The 18,223-nt window shown below is 62.5% G+C and carries 15 protein-coding genes; 1 reads left to right on the top strand and 14 read right to left on the bottom strand.

All coding sequences use genetic code 11. From position 1 onward, the window contains the following. Nucleotides 1-88 precede the first annotated feature (88 nt). From BLU32_RS04960 to BLU32_RS04930, 7 genes are all read right to left on the bottom strand, one after another. Nucleotides 89-1,633, bottom strand: a complete 1,545-nt coding sequence (locus tag BLU32_RS04960; protein ID WP_093810601.1) for a PAS domain-containing methyl-accepting chemotaxis protein — start codon at nt 1,631-1,633, stop codon at nt 89-91. Nucleotides 1,634-2,026: 393 nt separating this feature from the next. Then, nucleotides 2,027-3,871 carry a dihydroxy-acid dehydratase gene (gene ilvD, locus BLU32_RS04955; RefSeq protein ID WP_093805258.1) on the bottom strand — a complete coding sequence of 615 codons (1,845 nt, stop codon included), beginning with the start codon at nt 3,869-3,871 and terminating at the stop codon, nt 2,027-2,029. A gap of 115 nt (nt 3,872-3,986) precedes the next feature. Beyond that, entirely contained in the window at nt 3,987-4,697 is a 711-nt protein-coding gene (locus BLU32_RS04950) for an ABC transporter ATP-binding protein (RefSeq protein ID WP_197673702.1), read from the bottom strand. Beyond that, the gene (locus tag BLU32_RS04945) at nt 4,694-5,449 is read right to left on the bottom strand and encodes an ABC transporter ATP-binding protein (RefSeq protein WP_093805257.1); all 756 of its coding nucleotides are present in this window, start codon (nt 5,447-5,449) and stop codon (nt 4,694-4,696) included. Before BLU32_RS04945 ends, BLU32_RS04950 begins: the two co-directional genes overlap by 4 nt. Beyond that, the gene (locus BLU32_RS04940; protein WP_093810597.1) at nt 5,442-6,392 is read right to left on the bottom strand and encodes a branched-chain amino acid ABC transporter permease; all 951 of its coding nucleotides are present in this window, start codon (nt 6,390-6,392) and stop codon (nt 5,442-5,444) included. Before BLU32_RS04940 ends, BLU32_RS04945 begins: the two co-directional genes overlap by 8 nt. Before the next feature lie 11 nt (nt 6,393-6,403). Further along, nucleotides 6,404-7,327 carry a branched-chain amino acid ABC transporter permease gene (locus BLU32_RS04935; RefSeq protein ID WP_093805256.1) on the bottom strand — a complete coding sequence of 308 codons (924 nt, stop codon included), beginning with the start codon at nt 7,325-7,327 and terminating at the stop codon, nt 6,404-6,406. A 91-nt stretch (nt 7,328-7,418) separates the two neighbouring features. Next, nucleotides 7,419-8,585 carry an ABC transporter substrate-binding protein gene (locus BLU32_RS04930; protein WP_093805255.1) on the bottom strand — a complete coding sequence of 389 codons (1,167 nt, stop codon included), beginning with the start codon at nt 8,583-8,585 and terminating at the stop codon, nt 7,419-7,421. A 386-nt stretch (nt 8,586-8,971) separates the two neighbouring features. Between BLU32_RS04930 and BLU32_RS04925 the strand changes: the two genes are divergently transcribed. Further along, on the top strand, nt 8,972-9,478 hold the full coding sequence (locus BLU32_RS04925; protein ID WP_093805254.1) for a hypothetical protein: 507 nt from the start codon (nt 8,972-8,974) through the stop codon (nt 9,476-9,478). Here the strand turns inward: BLU32_RS04925 and BLU32_RS04920 are convergent. The 7 genes from BLU32_RS04920 to BLU32_RS04890 form a co-directional block, all read right to left on the bottom strand. Then, on the bottom strand, nt 9,445-10,155 hold the full coding sequence (locus tag BLU32_RS04920) for a DUF1194 domain-containing protein (protein ID WP_093810595.1): 711 nt from the start codon (nt 10,153-10,155) through the stop codon (nt 9,445-9,447). The genes BLU32_RS04925 and BLU32_RS04920 overlap by 34 nt on opposite strands. Nucleotides 10,156-10,369: 214 nt before the next feature. Beyond that, entirely contained in the window at nt 10,370-11,716 is a 1,347-nt protein-coding gene (locus BLU32_RS04915) for a DUF418 domain-containing protein (RefSeq protein ID WP_093805253.1), read from the bottom strand. 119 nt (nt 11,717-11,835) lie between these two features. After that, nucleotides 11,836-12,603, bottom strand: coding sequence for an SDR family NAD(P)-dependent oxidoreductase (locus BLU32_RS04910; protein ID WP_093805252.1), 768 nt, complete (start codon nt 12,601-12,603; stop codon nt 11,836-11,838). 96 nt (nt 12,604-12,699) lie between these two features. Further along, the gene (locus BLU32_RS04905; protein ID WP_208976980.1) at nt 12,700-14,079 is read right to left on the bottom strand and encodes an adenylate/guanylate cyclase domain-containing protein; all 1,380 of its coding nucleotides are present in this window, start codon (nt 14,077-14,079) and stop codon (nt 12,700-12,702) included. A 132-nt stretch (nt 14,080-14,211) separates the two neighbouring features. After that, nucleotides 14,212-15,033 (bottom strand): MBL fold metallo-hydrolase, encoded by an 822-nt coding sequence (locus BLU32_RS04900; protein ID WP_093805251.1) that lies wholly within the window; start codon nt 15,031-15,033, stop codon nt 14,212-14,214. Between the two features lie 14 nt (nt 15,034-15,047). Next, nucleotides 15,048-15,506, bottom strand: a complete 459-nt coding sequence (locus BLU32_RS04895) for a cyclic nucleotide-binding domain-containing protein (RefSeq protein WP_093805250.1) — start codon at nt 15,504-15,506, stop codon at nt 15,048-15,050. A 93-nt stretch (nt 15,507-15,599) separates the two neighbouring features. Next, nucleotides 15,600-18,203: an ABC transporter ATP-binding protein gene (locus BLU32_RS04890; protein WP_093805249.1), complete on the bottom strand. Its 2,604-nt coding sequence runs from the start codon at nt 18,201-18,203 to the stop codon at nt 15,600-15,602. Between the last annotated feature and the right edge of the window lie 20 nt (nt 18,204-18,223).

Here is an 18,223-nt window from a genome sequence, read left to right as displayed (position 1 = left end):
CCGCTCGCAGATACCGTATACTCATGCAAACGGAAACGGGCGGCCGAGGGCCGCCCGCTTGCTTTCGAGACATGTGATACCGACGCACTCAGGCCGCGTCTGCCCTGGAGAGGCTTTCCAGGCTCTTCTGAATCTCACCGGTCGTGTGACTGATCGTGCCCTTGATCTGCGCGGTCTGCTCCGACACGGTCTTAATGCTCTGCGCGATATCCCGCGTGGCACTGTCCTGCTGTGAGACGGATTGTGCGATTTCGGCCGCAATGTTTTGCGCACTCATCGTCACGGAGGTGATGTTCTGGATCGCCTCCACGGCACTGCGCGCCTGGGCCTGCACATTGTCGATCTGCTGCGCGATTTCCTTGGTCGCGTTGCTCGACTGGCTTGCAAGCTGCTTGACCTCATTCGCCACGACCGCGAACCCCTTGCCGGCTTCGCCGGCCCGGGCCGCCTCGATGGTGGCGTTCAGCGCCAGCAGATTGGTCTGCGCGGCTATGCCGTCGATGAGCTTGAGCACGTCCACAATGCCGCTGATATCCGAGACCAGCGCATCGACCTTGTTTGCCGTGACATCAGCGTGTTCCGACGCCTTGGACGCGGCATCGGCCGACAGGCCCACCTGCCGGTTAATCTCGCCGATCGAGTAGGAAAGCTCTTCGGTGGCACTGGCGATGCCCTGAACGTCATCCGCAGTTCTGCCGATCGCACTTTCCATATCCCTGCTGAGATCTTCGGTCAGTTCGGACATCCTGCCCTGAAGCTGCAACTGACGGCCAGCCGCGAGCTCCGCTTCCTTCATGACGTGGATGTCAATCAGCGACCCGCAAGCGCGCAACGGCACACCCGATGAATCCCGGGACACCCCCCCGACCGCGCGGCACCAGCGGTATTCACCGGATTTCAGCTTGAGCCGATAGGTAACGTCATAGCCGGTGCGGCCGGATCGGTCCGACATACAGGCATTGAACGCATCGAAGGTCGGGCCGGCATCCTCGGGATGCAGGCGGTCTGCCCAGGATCCGACCACATCCGGGAAGCCGATCGTGTCGTCGGGATCGAAACCGCAAAGACGCCTGAACTCCGGCGACCAGCTCCACCGGCTCCGGGGGCCCACCGCGTCACCATCGACGATGATCGCATCCCAAAGTCCCACGCCTGCAAACCGGTCGAGAAGGTTGGATCGTTCCGCCGACGACGTCTGTTCGTGAACATCGATCAGCGCGCCACAGGCGCGTTCGGCGATACCATCACGGTTGCGCTTGACGCCTCCGATCGCCCGGAACCAGCGATACTCGCCGCTCTTGAGCTTGAGCCGATACAAAACATCATACCCCGTCTTGCCCGAGCGGTCGGCAAGGCAGGCGCCAAAAGCGTCGAACGTCGGCTCGACATCCTCGGGATGCAGGCGGTCTGCCCAGGATCCGACCACATCCGGGAACCCGGCCGTGTCCTCCGAATCAAACCCGCAGAGACGGCGAAATTCATGCGACCAGCTCCACCGGCTTTCACGATGCATCGGGTCGCCATCGACCAGATGCGCATCCCACAGACCGACACCACTGTGTCGGCTAAGCAGGCTCCAGAGCTCTGCAACCTCCGCGTCCGCATTCGAACGGCCACCTAAAACCTGGTCCATGAACCCAATCTTCATCGCACCTATCCACTCTGGAACCACACAACACGACGTCGCAAAATTCGGCTTGCTCGGTGATGTCATTCGTATATCCGGAATGTAAAAAATCGTTTAAACAGACAGAAATACAATTTAATATTGCTTTTATATGCGATACAACCGATTATTATCTTAAGTTACTTCAACCTCCTCAATAAAAATTATAGTAAAAACACCCATACCCACCGGGAGCCGATGCTCGGGAGTGCGAATCATCGCGTATTTGGAGTTGCGGACGCCAGGGGGCGGTCCCGGCATCGGAGCGCACATGGCCGGTGCCGACGAGCAGAACGGAAAAAGGCGGGTTCACCGAACCCGCCAGCCGTTTCGTCTCTGGATCGAGCCGCGTGCCCGGTCTCAATCGACCCGGCGCACCGCACCTTCCGCCGCCGAGGTCGTCAACAGCGCATAGGCCTTGAGCGCCGTGGTGATCTTGCGGGTGCGCTTTTCCTGCGGCTTCCAGGCATTCGGACCCTTGGCTTCCATTTCGGTGCGCCGGCTCTCCATTTCCTCATCGGAGATTGCCAGATTGATCGCGCGATTGGGGATGTCGATCTCAAGCCGATCGCCTTCGCGCGCCAGCCCGATCGCCCCGCCTTCCGCCGCTTCCGGCGAAACGTGGCCGATGGACAGACCCGAGGTGCCGCCGGAAAAACGACCGTCGGTGACCAGTGCGCAGGATTTCCCCAAACCCTTGGATTTCAGGTAGCTCGTTGGATAGAGCATTTCCTGCATGCCGGGTCCGCCGCGCGGCCCCTCGTAGCGGATCAGCACGACGTCGCCGGCTTCCACCTTGTTGGTCAGGATCGCGCTGACGGCGCTGTCCTGGCTTTCGAAGATGCGCACGCGCCCGGTGAACTTCAGGATGGACTCGTCGACGCCGGCCGTCTTCACGATGCAACCGTCGTGCGCGATGTTGCCGTAGAGCACCGCCAGGCCGCCATCCTGCGAGAAGGCGTGTTCCTTCGCACGAATGATACCGTTCGCGCGGTCGTCGTCGACACTGTCGTAGCGGCAATCCTGCGAGAACGCGGTCTGCGAGGGAATGCCGGCCGGGCCCGCGCGGAAGAAGTCGCGCGCGCTCTCGCTGTCGGTGCGCTTGATGTCCCATTGGTCGAGGGCGTGCCCGACGCTCTCGCTGTGCACCATCGGCAGCGACGTGTCGATCAGTCCGGCGCGGTCGAGTTCTCCGAGAATTCCCATGATGCCGCCGGCACGGTGGATGTCTTCCATATGGACGTCGGGCACCGAGGGCGCGACCTTGCACAGGACCGGCACCTTGCGCGACAGCTTGTCGATGTCGGACATGGTGAAATCGACCTCGCCCTCGCGCGCGGCGGCCAGCAGGTGCAGCACCGTGTTGGTCGAGCCGCCCATGGCGATGTCGAGCGCCATGGCGTTGTGGAACGCCTGTCGGTTGGCAATGTTGCGGGGCAACACGCTGTGGTCATTCTGCTCGTAGTGGCGCCGGGCCACGTCGACCACCAGATGCCCGGCCTCGACGAAGAGGCGGCGGCGATCAGCGTGGGTGGCCAGCGTCGAGCCATTGCCCGGCAACGCCAGACCGAGCGCCTCGGTCAGGCAGTTCATCGAATTGGCGGTGAACATGCCCGAGCACGACCCGCAGGTCGGGCAGGCGGACCGCTCGATTGCCGCGACGTCCTCGTCCGACATGCTGTCGTCGGCGGCAGCGACCATCGCGTCGACCAGATCGAGCGCGCGCTCCGTCCCGTCGGCAAGCTTGACCTTGCCTGCTTCCATCGGGCCGCCGGAGACGAAGACGACCGGGATGTTCAGCCGCATCGCAGCCATCAGCATGCCCGGCGTGATCTTGTCGCAGTTGGAAATGCAGACCATCGCGTCGGCGCAATGGGCGTTGACCATGTATTCCACGCTGTCAGCGATGATCTCGCGCGAGGGCAACGAATAGAGCATGCCGTCATGGCCCATGGCGATGCCGTCATCGACCGCGATGGTGTTGAACTCCTTGGCCACACCGCCGGCGGCCTCGATCTCGCGCGCCACAAGCTGGCCGAGGTCCTTGAGGTGCACGTGGCCCGGAACGAACTGGGTGAAGGAATTCACCACCGCGATGATCGGCTTGCCGAAATCGCCGTCCTTCATACCGGTAGCGCGCCAAAGCCCGCGCGCGCCCGCCATGTTGCGTCCATGGGTCGTGGTTCTTGAGCGGTAAGTCGGCATGCTCGCCCCTGTCGGTTCGTATGACTATTAGTGGAAATGACGAGTAAATGGTCCAACATCCAAGGGCAAGGAAAAGCGGACGCGGATCTGCAACAGCGCCGCGGCCTCTTGTACCTCAAACGCTCAAATAGCGCTCCCGAACCGTCGGATCGGCTGCGAGCTCGGCGCTCGTGCCCGACCACACCACCTGCCCCTTTTCCACCACCACATGGGCGTCGGCGAGCTTTTCCAGCGCGTCGACATTCTTGTCGACGACGAGGATCGACTGCCCCTCGCCCTTGAGGCGCTCGAGGCAGGCCCAGATCTCGGCGCGCACCAGCGGGGCAAGCCCTTCCGTCGCCTCGTCGAGGATCAGGAGCTTGGGGTTTGTCATCAATGCGCGGCCGATGGCCAGCATCTGCTGTTCGCCACCGGAAAGCTGGTTGCCCATGTTCAGCCGGCGTTCACGCAGGCGCGGGAAGAACTCATAGACCCGCTCAAGCGACCAGCCGGGCGTCGCGCCATGACGGTTGGCGCTGGTGGCGATCAGGTTTTCCTCGACGCTGAGCGAGGAGAAAATCTGGCGGCCTTCCGGCACCAGCCCAAGCCCCGCCTGCGCCACGCGGAAGGAGGGCCGACCGGTCATCTCGGTCCCATCGAAGACGATCCGCCCGGCATCGGATGCGATCATGCCGAGAAGCGCACGGATCGTCGTCGTCTTGCCCATGCCGTTGCGGCCCATGAGCGTGACGACCTTGCCGGCCGAAACGGCGAAATCCATTCCGAACAGAACCTTGGCCGCCCCATAGGACGCTTCGAGCCCCTCGACCTCCAGCAAGACGCTCATATCACCGCCTCCTCGCCGAGATAGGCTTCGCGCACGCGCGGGTCATCGCGAATCTCCTCCGGCGCGCCGGTGGCAACGATCTCGCCATAGACGAGCACGGAAATCCGGTCGGCCAGCGCGAAAACCGCGCTCATGTCGTGCTCGACCAAGAGCATGGCGTAGCGGCCCTTAAGCGCCCGCAGCACCTCGACGAGACGGTCGGTTTCCTCGCGACCGGTGCCCGCCATCGGCTCATCAAGCAGCAAGAGTTTCGGCTGACACGCCATCGCGATGGCGAGCTCCAGAGCCCGCTTTTCGCCATGAGACAGCGTCCCGGCCGGCACAGCCGCGCGCGCCTCAAGGCCGAGTTCGGCAAGGCAGGCGTCGGCGCGGGCGTTCAGACCGGAATCGCGCGACACGTTGCGAAAGAAGCGAAAGGAATGCCCGTCGCGCGCCTGAAGCGCGAGCGCCACATTCTCGCGCGTGGTAAAGGCCGGCAGGATCTCCGTGATCTGAAAGGACCGCGCAAGACCCGCACGGGCGCGGGCGTGCATCGGCAGGGCCGTGATATCCACCCCGTCAAAGCGGATGCGCCCGCTGTCGGGCGAAAGAGATCCCGAGATCTGGCCGATCAGCGTCGTCTTGCCGGCACCGTTCGGTCCGATTACCGCATGAATTTCGCCGGGCCGCACATCAAGACTGACATGGTTTGTGACCTGAAGCGCACCATAGGCCTTGCTCAGATCATCAAGCTGCAGGATCGGCTCAGTCATGCTTGCGCCCTCCCGGCAAGAGCGAGATGAGACCGCCCCGCCCGAACAGCACGACGAGCACGAGGAAGGGACCGAAGATCAACCGCCAGTGCTGGGTGATATGCGACAGCACCTCCTCCAGGATGAGGAAGCTTGTCGCGCCCACGATCGCGCCAAGCAGCGACCCAAGGCCGCCAAGCACCACCATCACGATGAGTTCGCCCGAGCGGTGCCAGGACATGTAGGCAGGCGAGACAAACTCGGCCGCATTGGCAAGAAGCGCTCCGGCCAGGCCGGCCATCATCCCGGCGATGACATAGGCGACAAGCCGGTAGGCATAGGGATCTATGCCAACGGCGCGCAGACGCATCTCGCTTTGCTTCGCGCCCTGCAGCACCCGCCCGAAGCGTGAGGCGACTATCATGCGCGCGATCAGATAGGACACAATCAGGCATCCAAGCACGACATAGTAAAACACCGTGCGGTCGCCCAGCGCCGTCGATCCGAGGAGTTCGGTGCGTCCCCACATCGTCAACCCGTCGTCGCCTCCATAGGCGGACAGCGAAGTCGCCGTATAATAGGCCATCTGCCCGAAGGCCAATGTGATCATGATGAAATAGACGCCGCGCGTCTTCAGGCTGATGGCGCCCGTGACCAGCGCGAACAGGCCGCAGACGGCAAGTGTGACGGGAAGCGACACGGTCACGTCCCAGATCCCGTGTTCGGCGAGGATCGCGACCGAATAGGCGCCAAGCCCGAGATAGGCAGCGTGGCCGAAACTCACCATCGCGCCATGTCCCAGGATCAGCGACAGGCTGACGGCGGCAATGGCAAACACCATGATGCGAATGGTGAAGAAGACGATGAACGTGTCGTCCATGGCATCGGCGGCAACGGGAAGGGCTGCAAAGAGCGCAAAAAGGATCGCGGCGCCGAGGAGTTCGCGGGAGATGCGGGACGACATGGTCATGAGGGTCACCCGCCACGCGCCGGAAACAGGCCGGTCGGCCGGAAGAAGAGGACGCCCGCCATCAGGATGTAGATCAGCATCGACGCAATGGCCGGCCCGACATCATTGGCGGCCGACGGCGACAGCAGAAGCTTGGCGATGTCGGTGGCGAAGCCGCGTCCCAGCGTGTCGACCAGACCGACAATGAGCGCGGCCAGAAATGCGCCGCGGATCGAACCGATGCCGCCAATCACAATCACCACGAAGGCGAGGATCAGCAGATTGTCGCCCATGCCCGGCTCCACAACCAGAATGGGCGCCGCGAGAATGCCGGCGAAACCCGCAAGCATGGTGCCAAAGCCGAAAACGAGCATGAAGAGGCGTCGGATATCCACCCCCAGGGCGGACACCATCGGGGCATTTGTCGCGCCTGCCCGCACCAGCATGCCGGCGCGGGTCTTGCTCACAAGCACATACAACAGCACGGCAACGGCAAGTCCGGCGACGATCAGAGCGATGCGATAGACCGGGTACAACAGACCGTCCATGATCTCGATGGAGCCGGAGAGGAGATCGGGCATCGGCAATGCCAGGGGAGCGGAGCCCCAGATCACCTTCACCGCCTCATTGAGAAACAGGATAACACCGAAGGTCGCCAGCACCTGGTCGAGATGGTCGCGATCGTAGAGATGCCGGAACACCAATACCTCCAGTACCAGTCCGACAATCAGCGCGCCGACGAGCGCAATCAGCATCGCGCCCCAGAACGTCCCCGTCAGGCTGTATCCGGTCACCGCGAGATAAGCGCCGAGCATGTATTGGACACCGTGCGCGAGATTGATGAAGTCCATTACGCCGAAGACGAGCGTCAGCCCGGCGGCGATCAGAAACAGCAGGATGCCGAGTTGCAAACCGTTCAGCGTCTGGACGGCAAACAGGGTGGCGCTCAACGGTCCGACCTCGTTGGTTGCGCATGACTGCGGGGGAAACAGGGGAATGACCGGCCCGGGCGTGCCGCTCGGGCCGGCAGACGAATGGTCGTCAGTTCATCCGGCACTGCTCGACATAGGCATCGACCTTGTCCTCGAACACCTTCTCGACCGTCTGGGTGACGTATTTGCCGTCGTCGCGCTTCACCGCCTCGACGACATAGACGTCCTGGATCGGAAAATTGTTGGTGTTGTAGGAGAAATCACCGCGCACGCTGTCGAAGGGAGCCTCCTTCAGTGCGGCCATGAGAGCCTGCTTGTCGCCTGTGCCGCCGGCCTTGGCCAGGGCTGCATCGATGAGGCGGGCCGCATCGTAGCCCTGCGCGGCATAGGTTGCCGGCGGATAGCCGTATTCGACTTCAAACGCCTCGACAAATGCCTTGTTGGCCGCGTTGTCGATGTTCGGGGCCCACTGCGCGCCGCCCTGAAGACCGAGCGCCGCATCCTTGGTCGCAGGCAGCGTCGTCTCGTCAACGGTGAACGCGGACAGGAAGGGGATCTGGCCCGCAAGACCCGCCTGCTTGTACTGCTTGACCAGATTCACGCCCATGCCGCCCGGCATGAAGGTGAAGATCGCGTCGGGCTTGGCGGCCGCGATGCGCGTGATCTCCGAGGAAAAGTCAAGCTGGCCGAGCTTGGTGTAAAGTTCGTCGACGATCTCGCCCTTGAAATGACGCTTGAAGCCGGCGATCGAATCCTTGCCCGCCTGATAGTTCGGCGCCATGACGATCATGCGCTTGTAACCCGCGTCCTCGGCGTATTTTCCCATCGCCTCATGGTTCTGATCGTTCTGGTAGGACGTGGTGAAGAAATACGGCGAACAGGCGCGCCCCGCGATCGGTGAGGGACCGGCATTCGCGCCGACGAAAATTGTCTCGCTGTCGATGATCGGCTTGTAGACGGCCATCATCACGTTGGAGAAGACGACACCGGCCATCATGTCGACCTCGTCGCGCTCCAGAAGCCCGCGTACCTTTGTCAAAGCACCGTCCGGCTTGAGCTCGTCGTCGACCACGATCACCTCGGTGTCGAGGCCGCCAAGCTTGCCGCCGGCCTGCTTGACGCCAAGCAGAAAGCCGTCGCGCATGTGCTGGCCCAGCACCGCCGGCGGACCCGACAACGTGGCGAGGAATCCGATCTTCAGGCTTTCCGCCTGCGCCGCGGCACCGCACAGGCCCACGGCGGCCGCGGCGACCGCGGCAGTCATGATACGTTTCATTGGTCTCTCCCCTCAGGCCCGCCACACGCCACAACAACCTCGGCAGCAGTCCTTTGAATGGTGTCTGTCGTCCTCTGACGCCGCGTCTGGAACGGCTTACCGCTCTTCCGGCGGATGGAAATATTTTAGACCTAAAATATCTCCGGTGTGAAGCCCATTCTTGCGCGGCGAACGCAAGTTAAGCATGCGGAAGGGAAAATCCGAATAGGCTTGCGGAGAAATCGCGCCGGCCGGTCCGTACCGCGCGACAACCGCCGGCATCGCGCGAACGGTTGCTCGGGCGCGATCAACGCCACGCCAATGCCCCGATGCAGGGGCACACTGTGGCCATCGGCCTCGCCAGTGACAGGCCGGTCGCCGGACGACGAGAGCGAGAGGAAACTGCCATGATCGACATCCCCGTCATGCTGCAACGCACTGCCCGCGGCGCCGTGCCACGCTGCGGCCTCCTCGCCATCGCGATGGTTCTTGCCGGCCCGCCTGCCGGGCTTGCCGATTCCGGTCCCGAACCGGATGCGTGTTCGCTCCAGGCGGCAGCCCATGCGGATCAAGCGACCCCGCGCGGCGTCAATGGCGAGGACGTGGCGGCCGCAGCGATCGACGGTGCAACCATCGGCGGGCTCGCCGGCCCGGGCCCGGCCCCGGGGGGCTGGAGCGTGCGAGGCGCACGACGCGGTGCCCGGCTGGGCGGCGGCCTCGCAACACTCAACGCGCTTAATGCGCCGAAACTCGACGACTGGCAGCGCAGTTTCGATGCCGCCTACACCGCCTGCATCTCCGGTCAGCCGATGCCAGGTCTGCCAGACAGCCGATGCCCCCCGTCAACGGGCGTCGTCACCGGCTCCGGACAGGGCGGTCTCTACGGCGCATCCTCGCGGCGCAACTGCCGATAGGCCAATCGGCGCTGCCCCGGATGAGCGGACAGCGGTTCGGCATCCAGATTCGCGGCGAAGGCATTTCCGGCGATCTCGCGCAGCAGCTTGCGTTTCATCGCCTTGCCATAGTCGGAGAACCCGTCCGCCGTTTCGACAAAGGCGCCAGGTCCACGTATCACGGTCTCCAGATAGTAGGCTTCCGGATCGGGGTCCGCGCCCTTGATCACGAGACCATTGACCGTCGTGCGCGAATAGTCGAAGGCGCGATAGGCATTTACCGGTGGAAAGCCTTCGTTGTTCACCCCGTCGCCGGACACGTCGACAACCTGACGGGCACACGCGCGCGGCGCGCGGCCAAGCTGAATGGCGGCATGCCCGAGCGCATACCCCAAGGCCGTCGGAAAGCGGTAGAAGCTTCGCGACGTCCCGGCCAGGCGCGTGGCAAACGCCTGCACCGACGCCGGCGTATCGAGCCACGTCCAATCGGCAATAGGAACCTGCTTGTTGCGCCCGCTCCATTCGAACGCATTCACCAGAACCCCACCGTTGGAAACAATTGCGTCAACGACCTCCCGATCCTCGAAGGCCGTGACCAGGCCCCGCATTTGCAGGCGATAATCGCTCGCATCCACACTGGAAGACACATCGATCGCGAGTACCAGCGCAAGCGGACAGGCCATCGCAGACATCGGCATCACAACAGTCGACACGCCTGCGGCGACAAACGCGACCAACCGGCATGCGCCAGACGAGCGCGTCCGCAATCCGGTGTTCTCTTGCGAACGCGAAATTGAAGCCTTGAACCACCGCACCCGCAATCCTTTCCTCGCCGCGCATCGCCGAAAGCGATGCCCATGATCAACAAGGGTAGATTCGCACGGTCACATCACAATGGCCAGACCCCGGATCTCAGGTGGTCCGCGCTCGACCCTCAACAAGGCGGCGGAGCAAGGCCTCAAGCGGTCCCTGGCGCCAGTGGCGCAGCCAAACAAGGGATGTGACGATCTGGACCGCATTGATGGCCAGGGCAAGCAGCAGCAGTTGATGATGCTCGAGCGTGCCGAACTGGCTAAAGCCGACACCATAAAACACGGTCACACAGAGGATCGTCTGGCTGACATAAACCGAGAGTGGCATGCGCCCGACCACCGAAAGCACCCGGATCACGCCGTGTGTCGGACGGCCTTTTGCCATAACATGGAGCAGCCCGATCAGGCCGAGACACAACGCCAGACGGCGGGCATTGTAAAGATAGGCGTCCGCGGTGCCGACGGAGAAATCCTCCAGGCCGGCCAGTGCGGTGGCACCATGAATGCCGAACCCGAGCAGAACGCCGATGCCGAGCCCTCCGACCGCCATTCCAGCGTATGCGGGCGTCGACCAGCGACCTGAAAGAGCGCCCAGCCGAAACAGGGCCATGCCGAAAAACATCATCGCGCCGACATCCAGCAGGTGGTCGGACACCATGATCGAGGTCTGCTCCTCGAAGGTCTGAAGCGCCATGGTGCGCAGGAGACCGGCGTAGCCCTGCAGGTGTTCCCCGATCTCATAAAGCGCGTATTGCTCCACATCCTCCAGCATGGTCCGGTCGACCTCGGCGGACTTGCCGGCGATCTCCTCCTCATCCAGGGACGGCGCCCCCGCCGGTCCGCCCTCCCCGCCGGATGGAGGCTCCGCCGCTTCCAGAAATTGCTTTGCGTCCAGCGCATTCATGGAATCTTCGGCCAGGCTCCAGCCGGTCCCGTCCTTGAGCGAGGACACGGCGAAGATCACGAGAGCGATCACCAAAAGCCAACGGCCGGACAGATTGCGGAACACGAACAGGAACATGCCGATGACCCCATAGACGTAGAGGACGTCGTGAGGCCAAAGCAAAAGATAGCCATGGATCAGGCCGAAGACGATCAGCCACATCAGGCGGCGAAAATAGAGATCGGCAGCGGCGAGCCCTCCCGGCCGCACCGCGTATTTTTCCATGATCAGGATCGCCGTCGCACCAAAAAGAAGAGAAAACAATCCACGCATCGTGCCATCGACAAAAATGACGACAAACAGCCAACTCGCCAAATTGGCGTCAGTCGACAATCCCCATTCCTCGGGAAGCGCGAATGCAACCGCGGGCATGCCGAACACGAAGATGTTCCGCCACAAAATGCCGAGGGCGGCAAGGCCGCGCAGGGCGTCGAGAACGGTCAGGCGCCCCGACGGCGACGCATGAGAGACGCCGGGCGCGACCGAACGGATACTTTGATCCACTTGCGAATTTCCAGAAAACGGAGACGATCGCGCGTGTTTACAACCAAACAATGAGTCGCACAATCAAATAGAGCGGTCCGTTCTTCTTATCCGGACCGCTCTCTTGAAAGGCTCGCACTTCAGCGCGGCGCCATTCGGATCGCCCCGTCAAGGCGGATCGTCTCGCCGTTGAGCATCGGATTGTCGATGATCGCGGCGACAAGATTGGCGTATTCGTCGGGCTTGCCGAGGCGCGAGGGGAACGGCACCTGCTGGCCCAAGGAGGCCTGAACATCTTCCGGCAATCCGAGCAGCATCGGCGTTTCGAACAGGCCGGGGGCAATCGTCATGACACGCACACCCGACTTCGAAAGGTCCCGTGCAATCGGCAGGGTTGCGGCGGCAACGCCGCCCTTCGATGCCGCATAGGCAACCTGCCCGATCTGGCCGTCGAAAGCGGCGACAGACGCCGTCGAGACGATCACCCCGCGCTCACCGTCATCGGTCACCGGACCGAGTGCGGTCATCGCGGTCGAGGAATGCGCAATGCAGCGGAACGTGCCGACGAGATTGACGGCGATCACCTTTTCGAACATGTCCATGGGGTGTGGCTCGCCACGCGACGTGGTCTTCGCCACCGGCGCAATGCCGGCGCAATTGACCAGGATCCGTTCCACGCCAAAGTGCTCGCGGGCGGCGGCAAACCCCTTTGTGACGCTGTCTTCGCTGGTAACATCGACGGCCACGAAAGCTCCACCGATGTCCCTGGCGACAGCCTCGCCCGCCTCGACGTTCATGTCGAACAGCGTGACCTTCACACCGGCAGCCGCCAGGCGACGGGCCGTTGCAGCCCCGAGACCAGATGCGCCGCCCGTTACCACGGCCGAAATGCCTTCCCCCAATTTCATGCGTACTCTCCAGTTGTCGTCCCGACACTCGCACCATCCGCGCGGTGCAGTCGCCGGTGACAGGTGGCAGGAAGCGCAAAGGCGGTCAAGTGCCCCTCACGCCAGCACGACCAGATCGACCGGTTGGGCAAGTCCGGCCACGCCCTGAGCGCGCCGCAGATCGAGCGGGAGTTCCTGATATCCCTGGAGCCGCGCGGCCGCCAGGGTCTCCATATCCGTCAGCACCCGTGTTTCCTGCGCCTTGTTGGCATCCTCAAGCTTTGCCGCCCGGTTGACCGCGTCGCCGATCACGGTGAACTCAAGACGGTTCCCCGCCCCCACCACACCGACGGTCACCGCGCCATATGTCACGGCGCCACCGACACGCAAGGTCTCCGGCCATCCGCAGGCAATCGCGCGCGGCGCAAGACGGTCGACAGCGCCGGTCAGGCCGCTGGCGGCCCGCAAGGCATCCGCAGCAGCAGTTTCGCTTGCCTCCACGGCACCGAATGTTGCCAGAATTCCGTCGCCAAGGAATTTATCGACCCGGCCGCCGTGCACGGAAATCAGAGCCAGCACGTCTTCCTGGTAGCAGGCAAGCACCTGCATCACCGTCGCCGGAGACAGGGATGCGGCGGTGCGGGTGAAGCCGCGAATGTCGACGAACATCACCGCGACGTTGCGGACATCTCCACGCCCTGCAGTCAACGCTTCCTCGGCATCGGTGATGGTATGGGCGACCTCGGGGGCAAAGAACCGTTTGAGGTCCTCCGCCGCCGCGTGATCGCGAACGGAATCGAACAGCACCTGTCGTCCCCGATACAAGGCCACGGAGAGAAAGAGGGTCACGCCGAGGATGATGATCGTCTTGTCGAGTTCCGCTCCGATAAGGATCGCATTGGAAGTCAGATATTCGACGTAGTTGCGGGTGATACGCATCTCGCCCATGTCCGCGGTCACCGCATAGGCGACGAGCGCAAGCCAGCCGACCACGCCCACGAGACCCGTGATCAAGACGAAACGGGGGTCGAACCGCAGGGCCCTGAGCGAAATAAAGATGAACAGATACATCAGGGTCGGCGCTTTGAGAAAAAAGGTCGGGTGTTGGCCGTACTGGATGTGGAAAGAGAAAATCAGGGCGCACAGAAGCGCCACGTCGACCATGATCGAGACAACAAGATACCATGCGGGCAAGGAAAACCGGTATGACAGACCGACGCGCAGGACCGTGAAAAGAAAATACGCGGCCAGGGCCAGCGGCACGAAATTGAAGCCGTCCGCGCCTTCTGCGCGGGGAGCGAGGGAATAGAGCGCAGCAAAGAACACCACCATGGCAAGCTGCGCCCAGCCGATGAGACGTTCGGCACTGTCTTCACGCATGCGGATCTCGGCGCGCACCCGCTCCGGAATCCCGTCCTGCCTGGGCCCGCCGCGCAGAATGTACCCGACCAAGCCGCCCGGGTGCGGAACCGGCACAACCGCCTTGCCTTTGTCCACGTCGCATCTCCGATGGTTCGCGTGCGCCGCTCCCGCCGCTCGAAGGCAATCGGGAGCGATGCGATCATGAAGGGCGCAAAGCGGTTCGCCGGCAAGTCACGCCTGACGGCATCACCGCGACGTGATCGGGCATTACGGGTTCAGCACCATCCCTTCACGCGCCACAAGCGTCCCGGGATGACGCTTTGCGGCAGCCTCGCCAATGGCATCAAGCTCGTCGTCCGTCCGACGCGGGTCATGGTGAAATAGAACCGGGCAGGCGACGCCGGCATCCAACGCCAGTTCCACGCCCTTTTGCCAGGTCGAATGCCCCCACCCGACAAAGCGGTCATATTCGGCATCCGTGTACATGGCATCGTAGATCATCACATCCGCCCCCTCGACGAACCGCCGCACGGCCTTGTCGATCTCGGCGTTGCCATGCTCATGATCGGTGATGATGCAGATGGACTTCCCGAAATGGTCCAATCGATATCCGGTGGCCCCGCCGGGGTGATTGAGTGCAACCGTCCGCAGCGCGATGCCGTCTCCGCGTTCGACCGTGTCCCCGGACCGGAAATTGCGAAAGGACACCGCCCGGAGCTTGTTGGCGGCGACGGGAAAGATCGGAGGCGACATGATCCGGCAGATGATGTCCATAAGCCCGGACCGGTCGGCGAAATGTCCAGCCCAGGCGGTGATCGAGAAGCGGTCGTCATAGGCCGGGGTGAAAAACGGCAGGCCGCAAATGTGATCAAGATGCGTGTGGGTGAAGAACAGGTCGAAGGCGCGCGGAGGCGCGGCATGAAGCTCCACACCGAGATTTCGGGCACCCGATCCACAATCGATCAGGATGGCATCTTCTCCGGCGCGAAATTCGAAACAGGTGGTTTCCCCGCCATAACGGAGGGTGCCGGCACCCGGCGTGGGCGTCGATCCGCGCACACCCCACAATTTCAACGACAACTGCGACACTCGATTTCCTCGCCTCAAGCTGCCGTGCCGGACGCCTTTTGCGCCGCGAGATCCTGCGTCGTGCGTTCAAGACGCTGCGCAAGCGTGCGCATGACTTCAAGCGACATGTCCGGAAACTCCTTGAGCAATCGGAGAAAGTCGTCCTTCGACACGGTGAGGACGTCCATTTCGGATCCCGCCACCACCGTCGCGGTTCGCGGAACGTCGCACAGGATGGCGATTTCGCCAACGATGGAATGTTGCCCGAGCCGGGCCACGGTCTTTTCCCCGTCAGGGGTATGGACGCGGATGTCTGCCTCCCCTTCAAGGATGATGAAGGCAGAATCGCCTTCTTCTCCCTGACGGCACAACTCCTCGCCGGGCGCAAAATGCGTCCGGTCGGAAATGAAGGCCAGCAGCCTCAGTTTGGTCGCGTCGATGCCGCGGAACAATGGCACGCGACGCAGGGCGTCAACTTCCGCATCTAGGGTCACGGATCCTCCTTCGGCCCCGGCGGCACGTCGCTGTCGCTGCCTGCCGCCAGTGGGGTCTGTCGATATGATCGGGAACGGAGAGCAAAAACCGGGTCAATCGGCATCGTTGTCTCCCGACGCGCTCTCCGTCACCCGTCCCTGGTTCATCACGATACTATGGTCGAATTCCTCCGCGACGATCAAATTCGACGCGCCGAACAACAGCATGCGCCCTTCGAGTTCCTCGCGGATCACCTTGCGCAGCGCCTTTTCGTCGTCGCTGTTTCCCGTCGCCGTCTCGTCGAGGATCGTAACCGGCGCATTCTTCATCAGCGCGCGCACCAACGCGACGCGCCGACGCTGGCCTGCCGAAAGCCGCGACCCGGCCACGCCCACATGGAAGCCCAGTCCCGCACGAATGATCGGGCGGCGCAACTCCATCTCATCGACCAACGCGCGGATCACCGTGTCGATCTTCTCGCGCGCATCCCGCCGGTCGACCCGCGGCCGCCCGAACAGCAGATTGTCCTCGATGGTCATCGGCGCGACGAAGCGATCGCGATCGAACACGACGAAACGGCGTTCCGCCTCATCCATGCGCTTGTGGAATGTGGCACGGGCAGCAACGATCTCGCCACGCATGTCATCGTCGAGAACGCCGAGACGGTGCCGGGCGGGGATCAGCTTGAAGGCAAGGCCGATCAGTCGCTGTTCATCGGTCGGCGTCAGTCCGCCCTTGCCCGAACCGGACTTCCCGGCCCGCAGGATCCGCTCGAATTCGGGCAACTCGTCCTGCGTGATAAACGAGTAATCGCCCAGCAGACCGGAATCGTCACTGATATTGGCGAAGAGTTCGACCATCGTCTCGGCGATCTTCTGACCTATCTCAACCAGCCGCGCGTGGAGACCCGAATCCTTCAAGGCCGCATCGATATCGGGATCGGATGCCAGGGTGTCGATCCCGATGGCCGGATCCGCGGGCGCCGCGAACAGCAGATTCTCGGCAATGCTGGCGCTGTTGTTGAACCGGTCGATCTGCCAGAGCTCGATCATCGCGGAAAAGCGTTCGTCATTCGCGACCCGGTCGGCGAGCGCCCGACGCGCGGCCAGAATCGAGTCCGCGAACTCCGGCTGCCACTCCGGATCGATGGTCGCCTGCAATCCCATGCGAAACACATCCGCTGCAAGACCGGTGACCTCGATCAGGGCCAGGGCGCGCTCGGCGAGTTCATCCATATCCGAACACTCGACCGCGTCCAGATCCTCCCATTCCGCCTCGATGTCATATTGCGGATTGCTGGTCAGTTGCGCCTCGGAGAGCCGGCGGGCGTATTCCGCCTTGTGATCGCCGGTCCGCTCAGGCGGACGCAGGGGCCTGTGCCGCAATCCGTAGAAGATGTTGTCGCGCACCGTTCCGGTCCAGACATGCACCGCCGGTCCGACATACGCGATCTGCCGGCCGAGCACGGATTCGCTCAACGTCTCGAGATTTCGCCCGCCGATTTCGACCCGTCCGCTGGTCGGACCAAGCAATCCCGCCGCGAGCTGCAGCACCTCGGATCGACCGGAGCCGTCCGGACCGATGACCGCAAGGTGCCGGTCCGGCTCGACGGTCAGCGACACATCGAAGGCTTCCTGGCCCGCAGCTCCGCCCGAAACGCTGACATTCTTCAGCGCAAGAGCGCCGTATAGCGGCTCGGGCTCGTCCGTGACGAGACGCGTCACGGGGTAGATGTCCGGCGGATCGAAATTTTCCACGACCGTTTGGTACTTCACGTCGACATCGGCGACCATCTGGTAATAGGCGAGCAATTCCTTCCAGGGACCGGCAAGGTCCTTGTAGGCGGCGATCACGGCAAGAAGCGCGCCGATCGACAGGTTGCCCTCGATCACCAGCCAACCGCCGATCAGGTAGAACAAAAACGGCGTCAACTGGTTCATGAAGTTATTCAAGAACTTTATGAAGTATTTCCAGTTGAATATTTTGAAACGAATCTTGTAGTTAGCGTAGAGACGATCGGAAAGGTCGGCCGAATGCCAGGCTGACGCGTCGTTCGCATGAATTTCGGAAACGCCGGTGATGCTTTCCCCGATTTTGTCGGCAATCACACGAACATTACGCACCCTTTGCCGCGACAGCAGAATGACCTTTTTCTGCAGCTTGGGGATGATGTAGGCCTGCATCGGGTAGGACGAAATCGCCGCCAGCCCCAAAAGCGGATCCTGCATGAAGATGAAGCCGATCTGGACCGCGAGCATACCGCCCTGATAGGCAGGCAGTGCCACCGCTTCGCCGATGAAGCCGCCGACGTCCTCAACTTCGGAGGTGATCATCGGAATGATCTCGCCCGAACTCACTTTTTTGAAATGCGGAAGGCGGAACCTCAGCACACGCTGGAACAGCTCAAACCTGAGGCGCCGAAGCATGCGTTCGCCCAGACGTCCCTTGTAGACGTTCAGGACGAGCTTGATGCCGTTCGAGACCACCACAAGGCCGAGAAACACGAAACACAACAGGACGAGATAGGAGATCTGGTCGAACTCGAACCCAAGGACCTCCCGGGGAAACAGTTCGCCCTGGATCGCGTCGTTGACAATCAGCTTGGGCAGCTCCAGGAGGATGTAACTCACCGGATAGGACAGCACGGTGATCAGCAGGATAACGACCTGCTGCCTCTTGCTGTACTGCCAGATAAACCTGAAGAGGCTTTTTTCCATAATGGTTTGCGCGTCCGCCC

Origin of the sequence: Stappia sp. ES.058, from assembly GCF_900105595.1 — a bacterium.
In the GTDB taxonomy this organism is placed as follows: Bacteria; Pseudomonadota; Alphaproteobacteria; order Rhizobiales; family Stappiaceae; genus Stappia.
Note: the sequence above shows the minus strand (reverse complement) of the source record. Positions and strands in the feature narration are given on the sequence as shown.

Coding starts and splice junctions, on each gene's coding strand:
- BLU32_RS04960 (WP_093810601.1), bottom strand. CDS start 1,633: ATGGACCAGGTTTTAGGTGGCCGTTCGAATGCGGACGCGGAGGTTGCA.
- BLU32_RS04920 (WP_093810595.1), bottom strand. CDS start 10,155: ATGCCGATGTCTGCGATGGCCTGTCCGCTTGCGCTGGTACTCGCGATC.
- BLU32_RS04890 (WP_093805249.1), bottom strand. CDS start 18,203: ATGGAAAAAAGCCTCTTCAGGTTTATCTGGCAGTACAGCAAGAGGCAG.
- BLU32_RS04930 (WP_093805255.1), bottom strand. CDS start 8,585: ATGAAACGTATCATGACTGCCGCGGTCGCCGCGGCCGCCGTGGGCCTG.
- ilvD (WP_093805258.1), bottom strand. CDS start 3,871: ATGCCGACTTACCGCTCAAGAACCACGACCCATGGACGCAACATGGCG.
- BLU32_RS04910 (WP_093805252.1), bottom strand. CDS start 12,603: ATGAAATTGGGGGAAGGCATTTCGGCCGTGGTAACGGGCGGCGCATCT.
- BLU32_RS04945 (WP_093805257.1), bottom strand. CDS start 5,449: ATGACTGAGCCGATCCTGCAGCTTGATGATCTGAGCAAGGCCTATGGT.
- BLU32_RS04925 (WP_093805254.1), top strand. CDS start 8,972: ATGATCGACATCCCCGTCATGCTGCAACGCACTGCCCGCGGCGCCGTG.
- BLU32_RS04950 (WP_197673702.1), bottom strand. CDS start 4,697: ATGAGCGTCTTGCTGGAGGTCGAGGGGCTCGAAGCGTCCTATGGGGCG.
- BLU32_RS04940 (WP_093810597.1), bottom strand. CDS start 6,392: ATGTCGTCCCGCATCTCCCGCGAACTCCTCGGCGCCGCGATCCTTTTT.